Origin of the sequence: Methanooceanicella nereidis (assembly GCF_021023085.1) — an archaeon.
Taxonomy (GTDB): domain Archaea; phylum Halobacteriota; class Methanocellia; order Methanocellales; family Methanocellaceae; genus Methanooceanicella; species Methanooceanicella nereidis.
Window position 1 is genome coordinate 1 of the sequence record NZ_PGCK01000012.1, and the last position, 16,546, is coordinate 16,546.

Below are 16,546 nucleotides of genomic sequence, written 5' to 3' on the forward strand. Positions count from 1 at the left end.
GGAAGGCAAACCCTCAGAGATATAAACACTTTTTAATCCCATAAAAAGAAAAATATCTCAACACAAGAGGAAAACGCCTTCCAACAAAAACACCGAACAACCACTCACACACCAACGGAACTACTGGTGCCCCGTTGAGCGGTTCGTGGTGAAAACTGGTGGTCCTCGTTCGCCTTTGTGGTGTATCATATTTCATTAAAATTAAGGCTTTTATATTATCTCTTTTAAGAAATCAATGCCTTCTTTTGAGTTGAATATGGGCGGGTCCCATAGCTCATCAAGCTCCGTGCGTATGGCGATGACCTTTTCTTTTTTGACCGGATCGTAGCCCTCTTTTTCGACTTTCTTCTTATACACAAGTACTCCTTTCCTCTGCCATCCCGGCGTCTCGCCGAGATTAACACCCCTGCGCCACATCATCTCGTGTATGTCCTCGTATTTCATACCGTGCATCTTCGCAGCCGCATCCTTTTCGTTCACGCCTTCTTTGACCAGGCTATAGAAACCGTATGACTGCATGTGGTTACGCCATGCCTCTGCCTGCCTGTATTGCAGGTATTCTATCATGTTCTCGGGGTGCATGGGTATCACACGGGCATCGAAGGCGAGCGGCGTGTCGATCTTCAGCGCTATCGTCAGGGCGCTCGAAAGGAAGGAAGGGACCACAGAGTCCAGCTTTTCCAATCTTCCCTCAAAAGGGAGCTCCTTAAATAAAATATTAAACTCATCGGAGAACGTGAACACCCATTCCGGGGAAAGGCCGCTTTCCAGTATCAGCCTTCGCGCCGCCGTCACCATTCCCCTTTCAAATGAAATATCGTAGGGCTTTTCAAAATTAAGTCTTTTAAGGGACTCCTTAAAGTTCCTGCCGTCCGCTCTGATGATAATGGGCGGCACCGTTTTTATGTCCCTGTATATTTCATTTTTCTTCACTTTTAATGCTCCGATAGTCAAAGAATATTTAATGGAAAATGATATATTACTAATTTTCCTTTGAAGGTAACATATGGCGTCTCGACTGAACGTGTTTATGGGTCTGCGTCTACCGTCATTCGACCGTAGGGTCTGGATATTGTTCCTGGGGACAGCCCTGAACCAGTTCGGGATGTCCATCGTGATGCCGTTCATATCCATATATCTGTACGTCTATCAGGGTATCCCTGCCAGCTATGTCGGACTGGCCATGTTCACGGCATCTTTCGTGGGAGCTATGTTCCAGTTCATAGGCGGCGAGATGTGCGACAGGCTAGGGCGCCGTTTCGTGCTCATAGCCGGGCTGGTGACGCTCATTATCAGCTTCCTGCTGCTCGGATGGGCGGTGAGCGTAAAAGCTCCCTACGCATATTATCTCGTATTTCTCTCGATGACGCGCATGGCTACGGGGCTATTCAGGCCGATACCTAATATTATCGCTGCCGATATAGTCCCGTCAGAAAAAAGGCTTGAAGTATTCGGAATACTGAGAATAGCCCTGAACATCGGGTTTGCGACAGGCCCTGTGGTCGGCGGACTTATGGCCATCATATCCTATTCGTCGATGTTCTACCTGACGGCGGTCACGAGCACGATATACTTGCTCCTTGTAATATTTTTCATCGGCGATACGAGGACGTGCAAGCCGGCAGGAAAGTTCAGCCTGAGAGACCTGAAGTCTATAAAAAGCGACAGGCCTTTCATGATCTTTTCTGTCATGCTGTTTTTGGTCGCCATAGTGTATTCGCAGATGTACACGCCTCTTTCCATGTACGCCAAAGATTTCGTGGGGCTGTCTGAGCCCGAGATAGGGATGCTGTTCGCCGTCAACGGTCTGATGGTTGTCTTCATGCAGTATCCTGTGACATTGATCGCTGACCGGTACCGGCTGACAGTCTCCATGGGTATCGGCGCGCTGCTTTATGGACTTGGATTCGGGATCGTATCGATATCCAGCGGTTTCTGGATGCTGGCGGCATGCATATTCGTAGTGACGCTGGGCGAGCTTTTCTTTAGCCCGTCGTCCACTAATCTTACTGCTAATTTATCCGCCGGGGATAAACGGGGCCGTTACCTGGGATTTTCCGGGCTTGCCAACAGTATGGGCTTCGCAGTAGGGCCGCTGCTTGGAGGGGTCCTTCTTGATGTTTTCGCAGGCTCACAGGAATATACGTGGATGATTATCGGGGCGGCGGGAGCACTGTGCACTCTGGGGTTCCTGTCGTTAAAAAAGCTGGTGCCGCCGGAAAAGAACGATGCGGAGTATTTCGGATGAGATGTTCATAGCATTAGCTATTATCAGAGAGAAATTTTATTTAAAAAATTTACTTTATAAGATCCCGGGAGATCATATCTCCTCAGGCTCTTCCTTACCGTATAAAGACACCGACGGTTGCCTTATGATGACGACATCCGCTGCAGCGAGAACCCACCTGTAAGGAATTATTACTCCCCTGGTCTCAACGTCAAATATATCCCTGTTTATGTTTACCAGCGCCAGACCGGAGATCTTTCTCTCATTAGACTCTAACTGGACGTCGTTCACCTTGCCCACGTACTTCCCCTTGTCCGTGTAGACGTTCAGGTCGAATAAAGAGGTTATATCAGCAATCATTTAGACTCCTCTCCCCTACTTATTGTAGTATAATGATATATACTTTGTTAGATAATATTTTCTTTGTATGAAGTCTTCGCTAAAGATTGCGAGCGTGATGGGGATTCCTATCAAGCTTCACATCACATTTTTACTTATACTTCCTTTGATCGCATACGCATTCGCGACGAATCCCGCTGATTTCGGGTTCAACTACGTTGAGGACACGTTCGTAAGGTACTCGATGGGAACGATCGCGGCGATATTGCTATTCGCATGTGTGCTCATCCATGAGCTGGGACATTCGTATGTGGCCGTTAAGAATAACATAAAGATCAGCGATATCACGCTTTTCCTGTTTGGCGGTGTTTCATCCATGGAGGACATCCCCCGCAATCCGAGGATAGAGATGAAAGTGGCCATCATAGGGCCGATCATAAGCATAATCCTCGGGATAGTGTTCGGGTTGTTGTATTACGGGGTCCCGGTATTAAGGGATTACCCGATAGCCAATACGATGGTCTTTCTGATGACCTATCTGAACCTGATGCTTGGATTCTTTAACATCCTGCCGGCGTTCCCGATGGACGGCGGCCGTGTCCTTCGCTCTTTCCTGGCGATGAGGATGCCATACATCCAGGCGACGAGATACGCTGTCGGGGCAGGTAAGATATTTGCGTATATGCTCGGGCTTTTCGGCCTGTTGCTGGGATTTGCAGGGATATGGCTTATCATCATCGCGTTCTTCATATACATCGCAGCAGGCGAGGAGGAGCGTTCCACTCTGGTATCGATAACTCTCGAAGGTACTAAGGTTAAAGACCTTATGACACGGGACGTTATGACGGTCGATCCCGATATGTCGGTCGCCGATTGTATCGACTGGATGTTCAAGTATAAACATCTTGGCTATCCTGTCGTAGAGAACGGAAAAGTTATAGGCATTGTGACGCTGACCGATCTCTCAAAAGTCCCTCTTGATAATCGGATGATCGTCAAGGTCAGGGACGTGATGACCAGAAACGTTATAACCCTTAAGCCCGATGATGACGCATTCACTGCGCTGCAAAAATTGTCAAAGCATAAGATAGGGCGTCTGGTGGTCATGGAAGGGGACCGGATCGCGGGAATAATATCCCGTACGGACCTGTTACGTTCCCTGGAGATCTCCGAAGTGGCGAAACAAAGCTGAACGATCGATACATTCAGATCTTCTTTGACCAGAATAGATATATTGAAATAATTATATCATATAGAATATTATATTAATCTTTGCCGGTGTGTAACATTGATGGATGAACCAGTCAATCCGCCTGTATCTCCAAACCCCCGTGAAAACGTGGTATTGATAGGTACAGCGCATGTATCTGAGAAAAGCGTAAAGGAAGTCGAGGAAGCCATCGAAAGATATCGGCCTGACGTGGTCGCTGTAGAACTTGATGAGCGGCGTTACCGGGCACTTCTTGAAGGCGACCAGCAGAAAAAAGAGATCCAGGTCAAGGAACTTTTAAAGGGAAATAATCTTTTTATCTTCATCATACAGTGGCTTCTGGCTTTCGTCCAGAGAAAGGTCGGCATGGAGACCGGAGTGAAGCCAGGCTCTGAAATGATGGCCGCGATAGAGGCGGCAAAGAAGAACGGACTTGAGGTCGCCTTAATAGACAGGGATATCGGTATCACTCTCGCCAGGTTCTGGGGAAAGATGACCCTCAGGGAAAAGTTCAGGATGTTCTATTCTCTTATTCTGGCATCCCTCGGTATAGGGACCAAGGACGTCGACATCGAAGTGATAACACAGGAGGACGTGGTCGCCGACCTGCTTGAAGAGCTGAGGAAGTTCACACCCTCGGTCGCAGAGGTTCTGGTAGACGAGAGGGACGCTTACCTGGCACATAATCTTCTCGCGATAGGCAGGACAAAAAGGGTGCTCGGAGTCGTAGGCGCCGGCCACCGTGAAGGCATACGCAAGTACATGGAGAGGCCGGAAACGATACCTTCCATTCAATCCATAATAGAGGTGCCTAAGAAGCGCGGCATAAATTTTTTAAAGCTGTTTAGCGCGCTTATAGTCCTGTCCGTAGTTGCTATCTTCGGGCTGCTCATACTTTCCGGCATACCGCTGGAGCAGCTTATACTTGCTCTTATAATATTATTTCTGGCCCAGGGAGTTCTATCCGCGTTGTTCGTGGCCATAGTTGGGGGCCATCCCAAATCGATCGCCACCGCGTTCGTTCTTGCCTGGTACGGGTTCCTGAACCCTGTGCTTGCTGTCGGATGGCTTGCAGGGATCGTAGAAGCCGCAGAAAGGCCGCCCAGCATGAAAGACCTGAATACCCTGTTGAGCGACGATGAGGACGAGGGCATCATAGATATGCTAAAAGGTATGTGGGCTAACAATCTGGTCCGGGTCATAATGGTGGCCGCGATGGCGAACATAGGCAGCATGGTGGGCACCGTTGTAGGGGCGGCAATACTCGTGTACTATTTCCACCTGACCGACCCTGTGGGATTACTGCAGGCCGGCGTATCTAACGGGTACCATGCAATAACATCGTGGCTGGGCACGTTATTTTAAGTAATGGCAGGGCCTGTAATGCTCTGTCCCTTATATCCCTTATTTTATTCGAATCTCTTTTTCACCACGAAGCGCACGAAGGCGAGTAAGGTACACTAATTTGTTAACCACGAAGCGCACGAAGGCGAGTAAGGTACACTGATTTGTTAACCACGAAGTGCACGAAGGCGAATAAGGTACACAAAACGTTAACCACGAAGCGCACGAAGGCGAGTAAGGTACACAAAACGTTAACCACGAAGCGCACGAAGGCGAGTAAGGTACACTATGTTGTTAACCACGAAGTGCACGAAGGCGAATAAGGTACACTAATTTTTTTATATTATAATCTTCTAAGAGAAGTCCTTTGTGTTCCTTGTTTGCCTTTGTGCGCTTTGTGGTTAGCAGTTTAGTGTTCCTTGTTTGCCTTTGTGCGCTTTGTGGTTAGCAGTTTAGTGTTCCTTGTTTGCCTTTGTGCGCTTTGTGGTTAGCAGTTTTGTGTTCCTTGTTTGCCTTTGTGCGCTTTGTGGTTGGAAACAGTGTCCTTGGTTGCCTTCGTGTTCTCTTAATGATCTCAACGCTTTTAATACTACACGTAATATAATTGAGTCGCGTGTTGGGCTTTCGAGATAAAAGATGCGATGGTAATACTATACATGTGAAAAAAAATTTAATCGGTATGACAGTTAAACCATTTAATATCGGGCATTATTCTCTTACATTTATCGACCGTATCTTTCTCGACGCATTCTCTATCGCATTGACGACACTGGTCGTCGGCATTATGGTCGATACCGGGATATGCACGATCTTTTCTATGGTATAGCTTACTATCGGCGCGCAGACCAGTGCCTGAGCTCCATCCCTCTCAGCCTTTATGGCCGCTACGATCGCGTCTTCCATCGTCATGGCAGAATATTCCCTTACGACGATCTTTTTGTTGTCTACGACCATTTCTCTCTCGCTTATACGGTCTAGAACGGGACGCGCAGCTATCACCGCTATGAACTTCTCCTTGCTCAAGCCTTCCAGCTGCCTTATTGCGCCGGTTATCTCCCTGAGGGTCTTGAGGTTCGGGTCCCTGTCGCCGTTCAATATCTTATAAAGGGTGCTTGGCGATATGCCCGAGCGGTCGCCAAATTCGGTAACGCTAAGGCCAAGGTCTTTTTTTATCACTTTATCCATGACCTTTCTGAACTCTTCATCCGATTGAAATGCTGCTGTAATAACATCGTCAGCTAAAGTCATCACATCAAACCTTATTCCTTATTGTATAATCCATTTAGTAATATTAGTATTTTTGTGCTAAACATACGTTTATTTGTGCAAAACGTTTATGTAAGGTTAACACATTCACTAGCTTTAAAATAAGCGGAAGGCGAATTATGGCTAATAATGATTTAATCGATCAGATAAGCAGCGGAAAGATCTCCAGAAGGACATTATTAAAGGCCGGGGCTGTAGCAGGCATCGGCCTCGCCGGCGTTTCGTTCGCAGGATGCACGGATAACGGCGGAAACGCGACCGTTACCCCTACGGGAGCCCCGCTCCAGACAAAAGACCTTGTAAGGGTCGGATATTTACCGAGCGACCACGACGCTCCGTTCTTCATCGCGGAGACAAAAGGGTATTTTGACAAGTATGGCATTAATGTCGAAGGGCAAAAGTTCAGTGCCGGTCCGGATATAATGAAGCAGATATCGGCGGGCAATCTCGACATGGCGGTCGTAGGAGCTCCACCGGTCATATCATACCTGGACAAGGACCCGGCTGCGAGGATCATTGCTCCGACACACAGCGAAGGCTCGGGACTTATAGTAAAGAAGGGTCTCGGCATAACGTCTGTCGCAGGCCTTAAGGGCAAGAAGATAGCCATACCCGGCCCGGGCTCGATACAGGACGTCATGCTCAGGAAGCTGCTGGCCGACAACGGTATCAGCTATGATAAGGACGTGAATGTCGTCACCATCCCTGCAGGCCAGATGGTCGACACGATGGCAAACGGCAACATCGACGCGGCGATCATATGGGAGCCTTTCGTTACCATGGCCGTCTTAAATGATGTCGGCGAGATACTCTTACTGTCAAAGGACATTATGCCCGGACATCCGTGCTGTGTCGTCATAGCATCGAACGAGATGATCCAGAAATATCCGGACTCCGTAAGGGCTTACTTAAAGGCTCACAAGGATGCCGTTGAGTTCATTAACGCAAATCTCAACGAATCGGCAGCAATAGTCGCCTCAAGCGAATGGCTTAACATCGACCCGGCTATCGAGGTAGAATCACTGCCGCACATGACCTTCATGTACAAGTTCGACGAGGATTATATCGCAGGTACCGAGAGCTTCGCCAGGGAGCTTAAGAACATGGGCAAGGTCAACAACGACCTTACCAGGAACGAGCTCTTCGACCTGACGTTCGTGAACGAGCTATAAATAAAATAGATCGGGGATGGAGTGTTATTTCACTCTATCCAACAACTATATTTTCTATCAGTCTTGATTAGATATCCATGCTCCAGATACGTAAACCAATATTACAAATATCGGGTGTCTTATTCGTTATCATACTCTGGGAGCTTTTAACAAGCGTATTCGGAGTGTTCAAATGGATCTTACTTCCTCCGCCGTCAGACGTGTTCATGACGATGTATAAAATGACCGCCGACGGGGAGCTTTTCATGCATGCGGGATATAGCCTGATGAGAGTCGTGCTGGGGTTCCTTGCGGCTGCGGCCATTGCAATACCTCTGGGAGTCTCGATGGGCTGGGTCCGGAGTATATCCTATATAATTGATCCGATCGTCGAAATAATCCGGCCGATACCTCCCATAGCCTGGATAGGGCTGGCGATACTATGGTTCGGCATAGGCCTTCAGTCCGCGATGTTCCTTGTTTTCATAGGTGCGTTCTTCCCGATACTGCTCAACACCATATCAGGTGTGAGAGGAGTCGAAAAGAGGCTTATAGAGGTGGCCATGACTTTCGGAGCTAACGATCTTAACGTGCTGAAAAAAGTCGTATTGCCTGCAGCCTCCCCCAGCATATTCACCGGGATGAGGATCGGCATGGGTATAGGATGGATGTGCGTCGTCGCGGCCGAAATGATAGCAGTAAAGTTCGGCCTCGGGAACCTTATTATCGAAGCGTCTAATTTCGGGCAGACGGACCGTGTCATGGTGGGCATGATAACCATAGGGGTACTGGGATTATTGATCAATTTCCTGTTCCAGTTCGCCGGGAACTACCTGTTCAAATGGCAGCAGGGTATCAACAATAACGAGGTGTGATCGATGTCGGGCGAGATCAAGATCCAGAACGTCTGTAAGGACTATAGCTCGAACGGCAGCACACTGCGTGCCATCGATAATATCTCGATCGATATAAAGGACTCGGAGTTCATTTGCATAGTCGGCCCTTCCGGTTGCGGAAAGTCCACGCTCCTCAGGATGGTCGCAGGGTTAGAGCCCATCTCAAGCGGGGAGATCCATGTGGCCGGCAAAAAGGTCACGTCGCCGACCCCAAGCATAGGCTTCGTTTTCCAGGAATATACTTTGTTCCCGTGGAGGAACGTCCAGAAGAATGTCGAGTTCGGTCTGGAGCTTAAAGGCATGCCGCCCGAAGAAAGGTCGGAACGGGCAAAAAAGTATCTGGATATGGTAGGCCTGTCGAAGTTCAAGGACTCTTATCCTCATCAGCTTTCCGGGGGCATGAAGCAGCGTGCGGCCATAGCCAGGACCCTGGCGGTCGACCCGGATATTCTTCTGATGGACGAGCCCTTCGGCGCTCTTGATGCACAGACGCGTAATCTGCTGCAGATGCAGTTGCTGGACATCTGGAAAACAGAGCGAATAAAAGTCCTTTTCGTCACGCACAGTGTGGATGAGGCAGTGTTCCTGGCGGACAGGGTCATAATCATGTCGGCCCGGCCGGGGCGTATAAAGGAGATCATAGATATTGACCTTCCGCGTCCCAGGGTAAGGACCGAGTCTGATGTGAACCAGCTAAGGAACGTCATTCTGAACTCCCTGTTCGAAGAAGTCCAGAAACTCTCGGAATATTAAACGGTCATAGTTAGTTCGTTGTGTTCATCGCATTAGGGGCACAGCGGATTTTTTTAACTTTAGCCTGTTTTTAACCGAACATTTTTGGAGAAAATTTACCGTCTATCAAGCCAGCGCTATTTTATTACGATCTTCATTAAGCCTCTGCTCAGGAAACTTTATATTAGTAGTCTTATTAATAATATTATCCAATCGTGATATTTCAGGGTGACATAATATCCATTTAGGATAATACCATTCTTAAAATAAGTTTAAATCGATGGTCTACAGATAATAAATTATTAATAACTTACCTTGAAAAATTATTTCAAATTGTAAAAATAATAAAGTATAAATCAGACTGGAAAGATGGGAAATGGAGAAAAGGCTAAGGACCGGCATACCCGGCCTGGATGAAATGACTAAAGGCGGCTTCATAAGGGGAGATACGATGCTCCTTACAGGCCCTCCGGGTACAGGTAAAACAACTTTTGGGTTACAGTTCCTGTTACAGGGAATACAGGACGGGGAGAACGGTGTATTTATCACGATAGAGGAGATGCCTAAAAAAATAATGGAGGATGCCGTTAATTTTGGCTGGGACCTGAAGCGATTACAGGCGGAGAACAAACTGAGGATATACCAGCTTCAATCGGATATGCTTCAGACCGGCGGGACCCCTATCATGCAATGCCTTGACATTATAAAGGATATTAATGCAAGAAGGATAGTGGTGGACCCGATATCCCTGTACTCCATGAACATTAACAATCCTAACGAGCTGAGGAGAGAACTTTACGCGTTCGTCAATTACATGAAGGCGAACGATGTCACGCTTCTGATGACGCATGAGGTGCCGGACATACTTGCCCGGGTGTCAAAAATATCGGATTATGGCGTAGAGTTCATCGTCGACTGTATCATAATGCTTCAGTATGTCGAGATGGAGTCCGAGATCAAAAGGTCCATAAACATATTGAAGATGAGGGGTACCGATCACGATAAGGCCATCAGGAAATATGAGATAACAAAGCGCGGTTTTGAAGTGCTGTCCCGGTTCGAAGGCTATGAAGGTATCATGAGCGGAACGGCGAGAAAGACCGGAGCGCAGGCTTTCATAGAGGCTTTTAAAAAGTAGTGTGATAAGATGGACCTACCCGGTTTCAACATTGTCCTGATAATACTGACCATCATATGCCTGATAACGATGATGGTCTTTTTATTCTTTATCAGCAGATTCTATGAGCTTAAGTTCAGGCAATCGACATATTATCTCATATACCTGATGCCGGGGCTGGCCTTCATTGCCCTGTTATTGTTCGCGCTTATTACGGGAGGCGACATTTTACAGTGGGTCGCGCTCATAACGAACCTCCTTTCGCTGATGGTCCTCTCAACTTTCGGATTTTTACTCTACTCAAAAATGATGGGGGTGTCCAGGTGATCGAAAACGGCATTCTCGACATATTGAACTGGCTTATCATGTTCGTGTCCCTTATCATAGTGTCCCTCATCTTTAAAGACCTGAGCAAGAGGCTTGGCGAGGCTCTTCAAATTAAAAAATATTACAGGCTTTTCGATGTTTGTGTGGGGATCATGATACTGGCGATGATCATGATATTCGTAGAATATGCTTCGGGTTTCGGCAGCATGCAGATACCGGGCATCGAATGGATCGCCCCTGTTTCCAGGATAATGTTCTTCGGGAGCATAGTAGTGGAAGTCGTTGTCATATTGAAATACTGGGGCTGGATAATCCCCGAGGTGTTATCATCGTTGAAGAAATAGCTCTATCAACGATACTTATAACGCTTCGCAATTAACGATTGTCTTTAACAAATATACCCAAACTTTATCAAATCGAAAATAAAATAATAATAGGTGAAGGTAGATGGCTAACAAGATCATGGTGGTCGATGATGAGCCCGACGTGGTGGACCTCGTAAAACTGGTCCTTGAGAGCGACGGGTTCGAAGTCGTCACCGCTTACAGCGGGAAAGAATGTTTAGAAAAGATCGAAAAGGAGATGCCCGATCTTGTTCTTCTGGACATAATGATGCCTCAGATGGACGGCTGGGAAGTCTTTAGAAGAATAAAAGCGAATGAGAAGACTACGAACATACCTGTGGCGATGCTCACCGCGAAGACACAGTCCATTGACAAGATGATAGGTCTCCATGTCGTAAAGGTGGATGATTATATCACCAAGCCTTTCGGAAGATCGGAACTTCTGGAGCGCGTAAAGAAGATACTGAAAGACAAGGCTCTATTGAAGAAGTGAGACCGTCTAAAGGGCATCAGGACCTTGATCCTTCACCGTTGTGGATAAGTAGTCTCTTCTATGATCTATGAACTATTAACTTCTTATCCATTGATCTTGATAGCTAAAACACTATCAAATTCTTTATCATTGTAACCTCGTCACATTTTATGATATATGGCAAATTAAAATAATTGGTAGACAATTGCTGTATATAAAATCACATATTTTGCTTATTCTTATTATTATACCGCTATAGCGATTAATATGATATATTCTTCATTTTTATATTAACAATATTTATATTTAGATATTGATTACCCTATATTGGGTAGTTATACGACTATTAGTTGATTTCCGGGACTTTTTAAATTAATGATACCGTGCCGGAGCTATCCTTTCATGTGGGGCAGAGAATGGTCAGGATAGAGGAATGTATCGGTCACTTCATTAAGAATAACACTACATTTATCATCGCGGCAGCCTTGCTTTTAATTTTCCTGTCCGTCATTTTCGCCGGAAAGATATACATGGCGACGGGGACCGAGACTTTAGTATTTAAAGATTCTCAGATCTATAAGGATATTGAATATTACAATGATCATTTTCAATCCACTACTTTTTTAATTCTCATAACATCGGACGATGTCCTGGACCCCGAAGTACTCGACGCTATGGATAAGCTTGACAGGCAAATACGGAACGATCCTAAAATAGTCGATGTTTCCGGGCTGCATGTCCTTGTCCGGGAAGGAAGCGAAGCATATTACGGTTATGATTTCATCCCCCGCAACAAAAACGATATAGAAAAGCTAATATCGCTTTCCTCGTCCAGGATGACCCAGTTCGTAGTGCCTGACAGGCATCATACCGTCATGACCGTCGAGCTTTCCAGCGACGTCGAAGAAACTGAATCTGCGGAAGTCCTCGAAAATGTCAAGTCGACGATAGCGTGGTCGCAGATGCCGCCGGGGACATCCGCGGTGATCACCGGATCGACGGCTATGATGCTCGAGATACAGAATGAGATGATGACGAGCATGACGATCATGCTTTTTAGCGCGATAATATTCATGATCGTCGCGCTTTGGTTCACTTTCGGCCATGCCAGGTGGAGGCTTCTGCCGCTTCCCATCGTCCTTATAGGGGTAATATTTACCGGAGGCGCCATGGGTTTTACCGGAGTCCCTCTCACGATGGTATCAATGGCCGTTTTCCCCATTCTTATCGGGCTCGGCGTCGAATATGCCATACAGTTCCAGAACCGCCTGATGGAAGAACTGGGGACCAGCAGCGGCCCTGGCGAGGCTGTCGTGCGTACTATCAAAAATATCGGGCCTCCTGTTTTTTATTCTATGATGACCACATGTCTCGGGTTTATGGCGATACTATCGTCGCCGATACCGATGATATTCGATTTCGGGCTCATGTGCCTCATAGGCGTAATGGTATGCTTTTTGACAGCACTGTTCCTTCTTACATCGGTGATCTACATACTGTCATCCTTATCCCGGTATAAAAAGGATAGGAAACAGAAAGAAGCCGCTCCCGGCCCCGTTGAGAACATAATAAGCTCGATCGCCGAGATAACTACAAAGAACCCCACTGTAGTCGTCTTTGCGATACTGTTGATGATCTCGGGCTACGCTCTTGACAGTAAAACGGGCATCGAGATAGACCGTTCGACTTTCGCGCCTCAAGACCTTCCGTCGGTAGTGCTTTTCAGGTCCTATAGCTCGATCATGGGGCAGGAAACGGAAGATGTGACCATACAGATCAAGGCCCACGATGTCACCAGCCCTGAGGTGGTCAAATGGCTGAATGATTTTTCCGAATATGAAATGGCCAATAACCCGGAGGTCCTCTCTGTCAGCAGCATTGCCACCGCGATGTCTGCATATAACGGCGGCACGATCCCGGATACTACAAAGGCTATCAAAGATTCTCTCAATAAAATGCCGGATGACATCAAAAAGAGGTACGTGGATGAGTATAAGACTACAGGCATTATGAGGATGGTCACAAAGGGCACGACCACTGATAACCGGATAAGCCTTCTTGAGCGTATCGACAGGGATATTCAATTCAAGCTTCCCCCGGCCGGCATCAGCGCGTCCCTTGGGGGCGAGTCACAAATGACGCTGGTAACTTTCGGCTCTTTGACTACTGACAGGCTTACAATGACCTTGCTGGGCGCTCTGAGCGTGTTCCTGGGGCTGCTGGTCGTCTACAGGGGCGACATCGTAAAAGCCATCGTTCCCGTACTTGTAGTATTCATTGTCACCGGCCTTTCTTGCGTCGTCATGTTCCTGCTAAACATGAAATATACTCCTTTATCGGTGACGCTGGGCGCTCTTACTATCGGGATCGGGATCGACTTCTCAATATTACATATGGAGCGATACTACGAGGAAAAATTAAAAGGACACGGCCCCGAAGAAGCCATGAGGATAGCCACCTCGAAGATAGGTAACGCGATTTTCTCGTCTGCCAGCACTGTTATCGCAGGTTTCGGCGCGCTTGTTATGTCAGACTTTTCCATACTCAGCAGCTTCGGTATAGTCACCATCATAGACTTTTTACTTGCGCTGATAAGCGCTTTCGTAATAATGCCGCCTTTACTTGTCACGCTGGATGTATGGATGTCAAAGAAACGTATCGTCAATCCATTTAAAGAGGATGTGAGATCATAGTCCGGGAGAAAAACAAGGCGCTCATACTCTTTTGCCTCTTTATCATATTATTCCCGGATATCTCCGTCTATAGCGCTTCGGGGCAATATGACGCGCCACAGCAGTCTCCTCCGGGTATCGGCGGAGCTCCCTGTATCGACGTGTCGATACTTGGAAACAGGGAGCTTTATCCGGGACAGACAGTCACGATAGATGTGACCCTTCAGAACGACGGTTATGTCAGCTATCTCGTGGGATACAGGTCGCCTCCGCCTGACGTGTATTATCCCCCGGTCGATCCGATAATACCCGATGATAATAACAAAACTACTCCTACTCCTACTCCTACTCCTACGGTCACGCCTACCCCTTGCCCTTCGGCTTGCGCGAACGATACAAAATGCTCAAACAATGGATCTGCATGGAGCAACTGCGGGTGCGATTCCCAGCCTCAGCCGTCAGCCAGCCCCTCCTGTGATGACTGTTATGATAAAAACGATACCGGGAACGCGACAGTCACCCCTTCGCCATCAGTATCACCCTCGCCTTCCCCGTCCCCCAGCCCGTCAGGTTATCCTGACGATTACGGGGGGTATGAGTGCCCTCCGGTATATGGGGGACTGGGGACACAATGCGGGATACCAAGCGGAATATTCCCTCCGCCTTATGATATTTACGAGTGGAACACCGACTTTAGCGGCCCCATACTTGCTACTACCGCTTTAGGTATAACATGCGACCTATCCTGTACTGGCATGCCGATGCAGGTCATATCTGATAACCATGTGGTGCTGGGTTCGCTACCGTCGGGCTCATGCTCTCTGCCTTTGAGTTTTACGCTGCGGGTAGACAGAAACGCTCCTGCCGGTGTATATGAGCTCCCGATGACAGTCACCTACAAATACATGACTGATAACGCCGCTTACTATTCTGCTTATGGCCAGTTCATGGCTTACAATAACTATGTGGAAGAAGTCGTCACTGTCAACCTTATAGTCGTTGTCAAGGATATGTTCGACCTTGTCGTTTCTGACATCTGGTCTGATAATATGGTGCCCGGTTCCGAGGGCGTCATAATAATGAAAATAAAGAACATAGGGAGTCTCGATGTGGATGAATCGGTGGCATACCTGCAGTCATCCACCATCGGCCCGCCCCAGGATATTTCCAATCTTGGTTATGGTCCGCTTTCCTCGCCTGCGACAGTAGATCAAAGCATGCTGATCCCTATCCAGAATTCTCAGTTCCTTGGCCGGATGATGGCCGGGGAAGAGAAGATAGTAAAGTTCAAGGTGGGCATATCGCCGGATGCGGGAGACGGATTATATCCTTTAAGTGTCGTAGTGTCATACGTAGATCCCTGGGGAGTACAAATGTCGTCTAACGTGAGGACTTTTGGAGTACCCGTGGAACCCGAGATGATATTTTCCGTGGATGCTGCTCCTATAGAGATTAAATGCGGAAAGAATTGCGTGGCAGATCTCACGCTTTTCAATAACGGGACACTTCCGGCTAAAGATGCCATTGTTCGTATGAACGCGCTTGACCCCTTTACGGTCGGTTATGACACGGCATATCTTGGCGATATTGGTCCGGGAGAGAACGCCAGTACGAAGTTCAGCATAAAAGTGAAGGACGATGCCGTCCCCAACACCTATTATGTTACGCTGGAAGTGAAATATTACGACTCCAACGATGACCCTCATGTGACGAGTATCATTCGTAAGCCTGTCGTTGTTGAACCTCCCCCTACTTTGCTGGAGACACTTCTGGAGAACTGGCCTCTGATAGCAGGGCTGGCGATTGCGGTGATCCTCGCTCTTGCATACTTTGCCAGAAAACTCCGAAAAAATAATAAGGCCAATGAAGGGAAATAAAAACCAGGGACTGTCATATGTCTGCCGTTAAATTGATCATGCGGTGGAATATTGTATTGCCATGATAAAAATAAGGCCTAAATTCAGCGTTTCTTAGTGCCGTGTGTCTTTAGTTCGCCGGTTTGTATTATCTTTGTCGGACTTGCTGGTATGTGCTGAGATGAAAATACATTACACAAGTGCACAGCCCGAACAACATCATTGTCACACTATCCGACAAAAACCGTATAACTCATCTACTTTAAGGGACACAGCACTTAGTTATTAATTATCATCCAAATTTACTGGTAATAGAGCACGGTGTCAAAATGTCTTTACTCTAAGCGGCTTTACTATCGCATCCCTGAGGCCTGTTAAACGATCTAATCTTATATGTAGAAAATGATCGTCCACTATTTTGTACCTTTTTATTAGCTACCGTTGTGTGCCCGGGCCACGGAATGCTAAATAGCGACGTATTCCTCTTTATTTCTTTTTTGTTCATTAATTACATGTTCGTGAGTTTATGAAACTGTTTAAAATATGTCCATACTGGTGATTTTTTAACGAACATTATCGGCAAAAGCTTAAAA

General features: G+C 47.2%; 15 protein-coding genes. 12 read left to right on the top strand and 3 right to left on the bottom strand.

Going from position 1 to position 16,546, the window contains the following annotated elements; translation table 11 throughout:
• Window positions 1–210 precede the first annotated feature (210 nt).
• Window positions 211–933: a tRNA(His) guanylyltransferase Thg1 family protein gene (locus CUJ83_RS13035; RefSeq protein WP_230742762.1), complete on the bottom strand. Its 723-nt coding sequence runs from the start codon at window positions 931–933 to the stop codon at window positions 211–213.
• A gap of 73 nt (window positions 934–1,006) precedes the next feature.
• On the opposite strand from CUJ83_RS13035, the gene CUJ83_RS13040 reads away from it, so the two are divergent.
• Window positions 1,007–2,248, top strand: a complete 1,242-nt coding sequence (locus CUJ83_RS13040; protein WP_230742763.1) for an MDR family MFS transporter — start codon at window positions 1,007–1,009, stop codon at window positions 2,246–2,248.
• A gap of 72 nt (window positions 2,249–2,320) precedes the next feature.
• Here the strand turns inward: CUJ83_RS13040 and CUJ83_RS13045 are convergent, their stop codons facing one another.
• Window positions 2,321–2,587, bottom strand: a complete 267-nt coding sequence (locus CUJ83_RS13045; RefSeq protein WP_230742764.1) for a PRC-barrel domain-containing protein — start codon at window positions 2,585–2,587, stop codon at window positions 2,321–2,323.
• A 67-nt stretch (window positions 2,588–2,654) separates the two neighbouring features.
• On the opposite strand from CUJ83_RS13045, the gene CUJ83_RS13050 reads away from it, so the two are divergent.
• Both CUJ83_RS13050 and CUJ83_RS13055 read left to right on the top strand, forming a co-directional pair.
• A complete protein-coding gene (locus CUJ83_RS13050; RefSeq protein WP_230742765.1) occupies window positions 2,655–3,758 on the top strand; it encodes a CBS domain-containing protein in 1,104 nt (367 codons plus the stop codon).
• Between the two features lie 99 nt (window positions 3,759–3,857).
• Entirely contained in the window at window positions 3,858–5,141 is a 1,284-nt protein-coding gene (locus CUJ83_RS13055; RefSeq protein WP_230742766.1) for a TraB/GumN family protein, read from the top strand.
• Between the two features lie 687 nt (window positions 5,142–5,828).
• Here CUJ83_RS13055 and CUJ83_RS13060 read toward each other — a convergent pair.
• Window positions 5,829–6,368: a helix-turn-helix domain-containing protein gene (locus CUJ83_RS13060; RefSeq protein WP_230742767.1), complete on the bottom strand. Its 540-nt coding sequence runs from the start codon at window positions 6,366–6,368 to the stop codon at window positions 5,829–5,831.
• A gap of 137 nt (window positions 6,369–6,505) precedes the next feature.
• Between CUJ83_RS13060 and CUJ83_RS13065 the strand changes: the two genes are divergently transcribed.
• The 9 genes from CUJ83_RS13065 to CUJ83_RS13105 all read left to right on the top strand — a co-directional run bounded on the left by CUJ83_RS13065 (window position 6,506) and on the right by CUJ83_RS13105 (window position 15,974).
• A complete protein-coding gene (locus CUJ83_RS13065; protein ID WP_230742768.1) occupies window positions 6,506–7,558 on the top strand; it encodes an aliphatic sulfonate ABC transporter substrate-binding protein in 1,053 nt (350 codons plus the stop codon).
• Between the two features lie 77 nt (window positions 7,559–7,635).
• Complete coding sequence (locus tag CUJ83_RS13070; protein ID WP_230742769.1) at window positions 7,636–8,412, top strand: ABC transporter permease; 777 nt, start codon at window positions 7,636–7,638, stop codon at window positions 8,410–8,412.
• Between the two features lie 3 nt (window positions 8,413–8,415).
• On the top strand, window positions 8,416–9,186 hold the full coding sequence (locus CUJ83_RS13075; RefSeq protein ID WP_230742770.1) for an ABC transporter ATP-binding protein: 771 nt from the start codon (window positions 8,416–8,418) through the stop codon (window positions 9,184–9,186).
• Between the two features lie 355 nt (window positions 9,187–9,541).
• A complete protein-coding gene (locus CUJ83_RS13080; RefSeq protein ID WP_230742771.1) occupies window positions 9,542–10,303 on the top strand; it encodes an RAD55 family ATPase in 762 nt (253 codons plus the stop codon).
• A gap of 9 nt (window positions 10,304–10,312) precedes the next feature.
• A complete protein-coding gene (locus tag CUJ83_RS13085; protein WP_230742772.1) occupies window positions 10,313–10,609 on the top strand; it encodes a hypothetical protein in 297 nt (98 codons plus the stop codon).
• Window positions 10,606–10,953, top strand: coding sequence for a hypothetical protein (locus CUJ83_RS13090; protein WP_230742773.1), 348 nt, complete (start codon window positions 10,606–10,608; stop codon window positions 10,951–10,953). The genes CUJ83_RS13085 and CUJ83_RS13090 overlap by 4 nt, the downstream gene beginning before the upstream one ends.
• 103 nt (window positions 10,954–11,056) lie before the next feature.
• The gene (locus CUJ83_RS13095; protein WP_230742774.1) at window positions 11,057–11,446 is read left to right on the top strand and encodes a response regulator transcription factor; all 390 of its coding nucleotides are present in this window, start codon (window positions 11,057–11,059) and stop codon (window positions 11,444–11,446) included.
• A 395-nt stretch (window positions 11,447–11,841) separates the two neighbouring features.
• Entirely contained in the window at window positions 11,842–14,118 is a 2,277-nt protein-coding gene (locus CUJ83_RS13100; protein ID WP_230742775.1) for an efflux RND transporter permease subunit, read from the top strand.
• A gap of 140 nt (window positions 14,119–14,258) precedes the next feature.
• Complete coding sequence (locus CUJ83_RS13105) at window positions 14,259–15,974, top strand: COG1361 S-layer family protein (RefSeq protein ID WP_230742776.1); 1,716 nt, start codon at window positions 14,259–14,261, stop codon at window positions 15,972–15,974.
• The last annotated feature ends 572 nt before the right edge of the window (window positions 15,975–16,546 follow it).

Bases quoted from the DNA above. Each gene is read 5' to 3' on its own strand.
- CUJ83_RS13040 (WP_230742763.1), top strand. From the start codon at position 1,007: ATGGCGTCTCGACTGAACGTGTTTATGGGTCTGCGTCTACCGTCATTC.
- CUJ83_RS13045 (WP_230742764.1), bottom strand. From the start codon at position 2,587: ATGATTGCTGATATAACCTCTTTATTCGACCTGAACGTCTACACGGAC.
- CUJ83_RS13050 (WP_230742765.1), top strand. From the start codon at position 2,655: ATGAAGTCTTCGCTAAAGATTGCGAGCGTGATGGGGATTCCTATCAAG.
- CUJ83_RS13055 (WP_230742766.1), top strand. From the start codon at position 3,858: ATGGATGAACCAGTCAATCCGCCTGTATCTCCAAACCCCCGTGAAAAC.
- CUJ83_RS13060 (WP_230742767.1), bottom strand. From the start codon at position 6,368: ATGACTTTAGCTGACGATGTTATTACAGCAGCATTTCAATCGGATGAA.
- CUJ83_RS13065 (WP_230742768.1), top strand. From the start codon at position 6,506: ATGGCTAATAATGATTTAATCGATCAGATAAGCAGCGGAAAGATCTCC.
- CUJ83_RS13070 (WP_230742769.1), top strand. From the start codon at position 7,636: ATGCTCCAGATACGTAAACCAATATTACAAATATCGGGTGTCTTATTC.
- CUJ83_RS13075 (WP_230742770.1), top strand. From the start codon at position 8,416: ATGTCGGGCGAGATCAAGATCCAGAACGTCTGTAAGGACTATAGCTCG.
- CUJ83_RS13080 (WP_230742771.1), top strand. From the start codon at position 9,542: ATGGAGAAAAGGCTAAGGACCGGCATACCCGGCCTGGATGAAATGACT.
- CUJ83_RS13085 (WP_230742772.1), top strand. From the start codon at position 10,313: ATGGACCTACCCGGTTTCAACATTGTCCTGATAATACTGACCATCATA.
- CUJ83_RS13095 (WP_230742774.1), top strand. From the start codon at position 11,057: ATGGCTAACAAGATCATGGTGGTCGATGATGAGCCCGACGTGGTGGAC.
- CUJ83_RS13100 (WP_230742775.1), top strand. From the start codon at position 11,842: ATGGTCAGGATAGAGGAATGTATCGGTCACTTCATTAAGAATAACACT.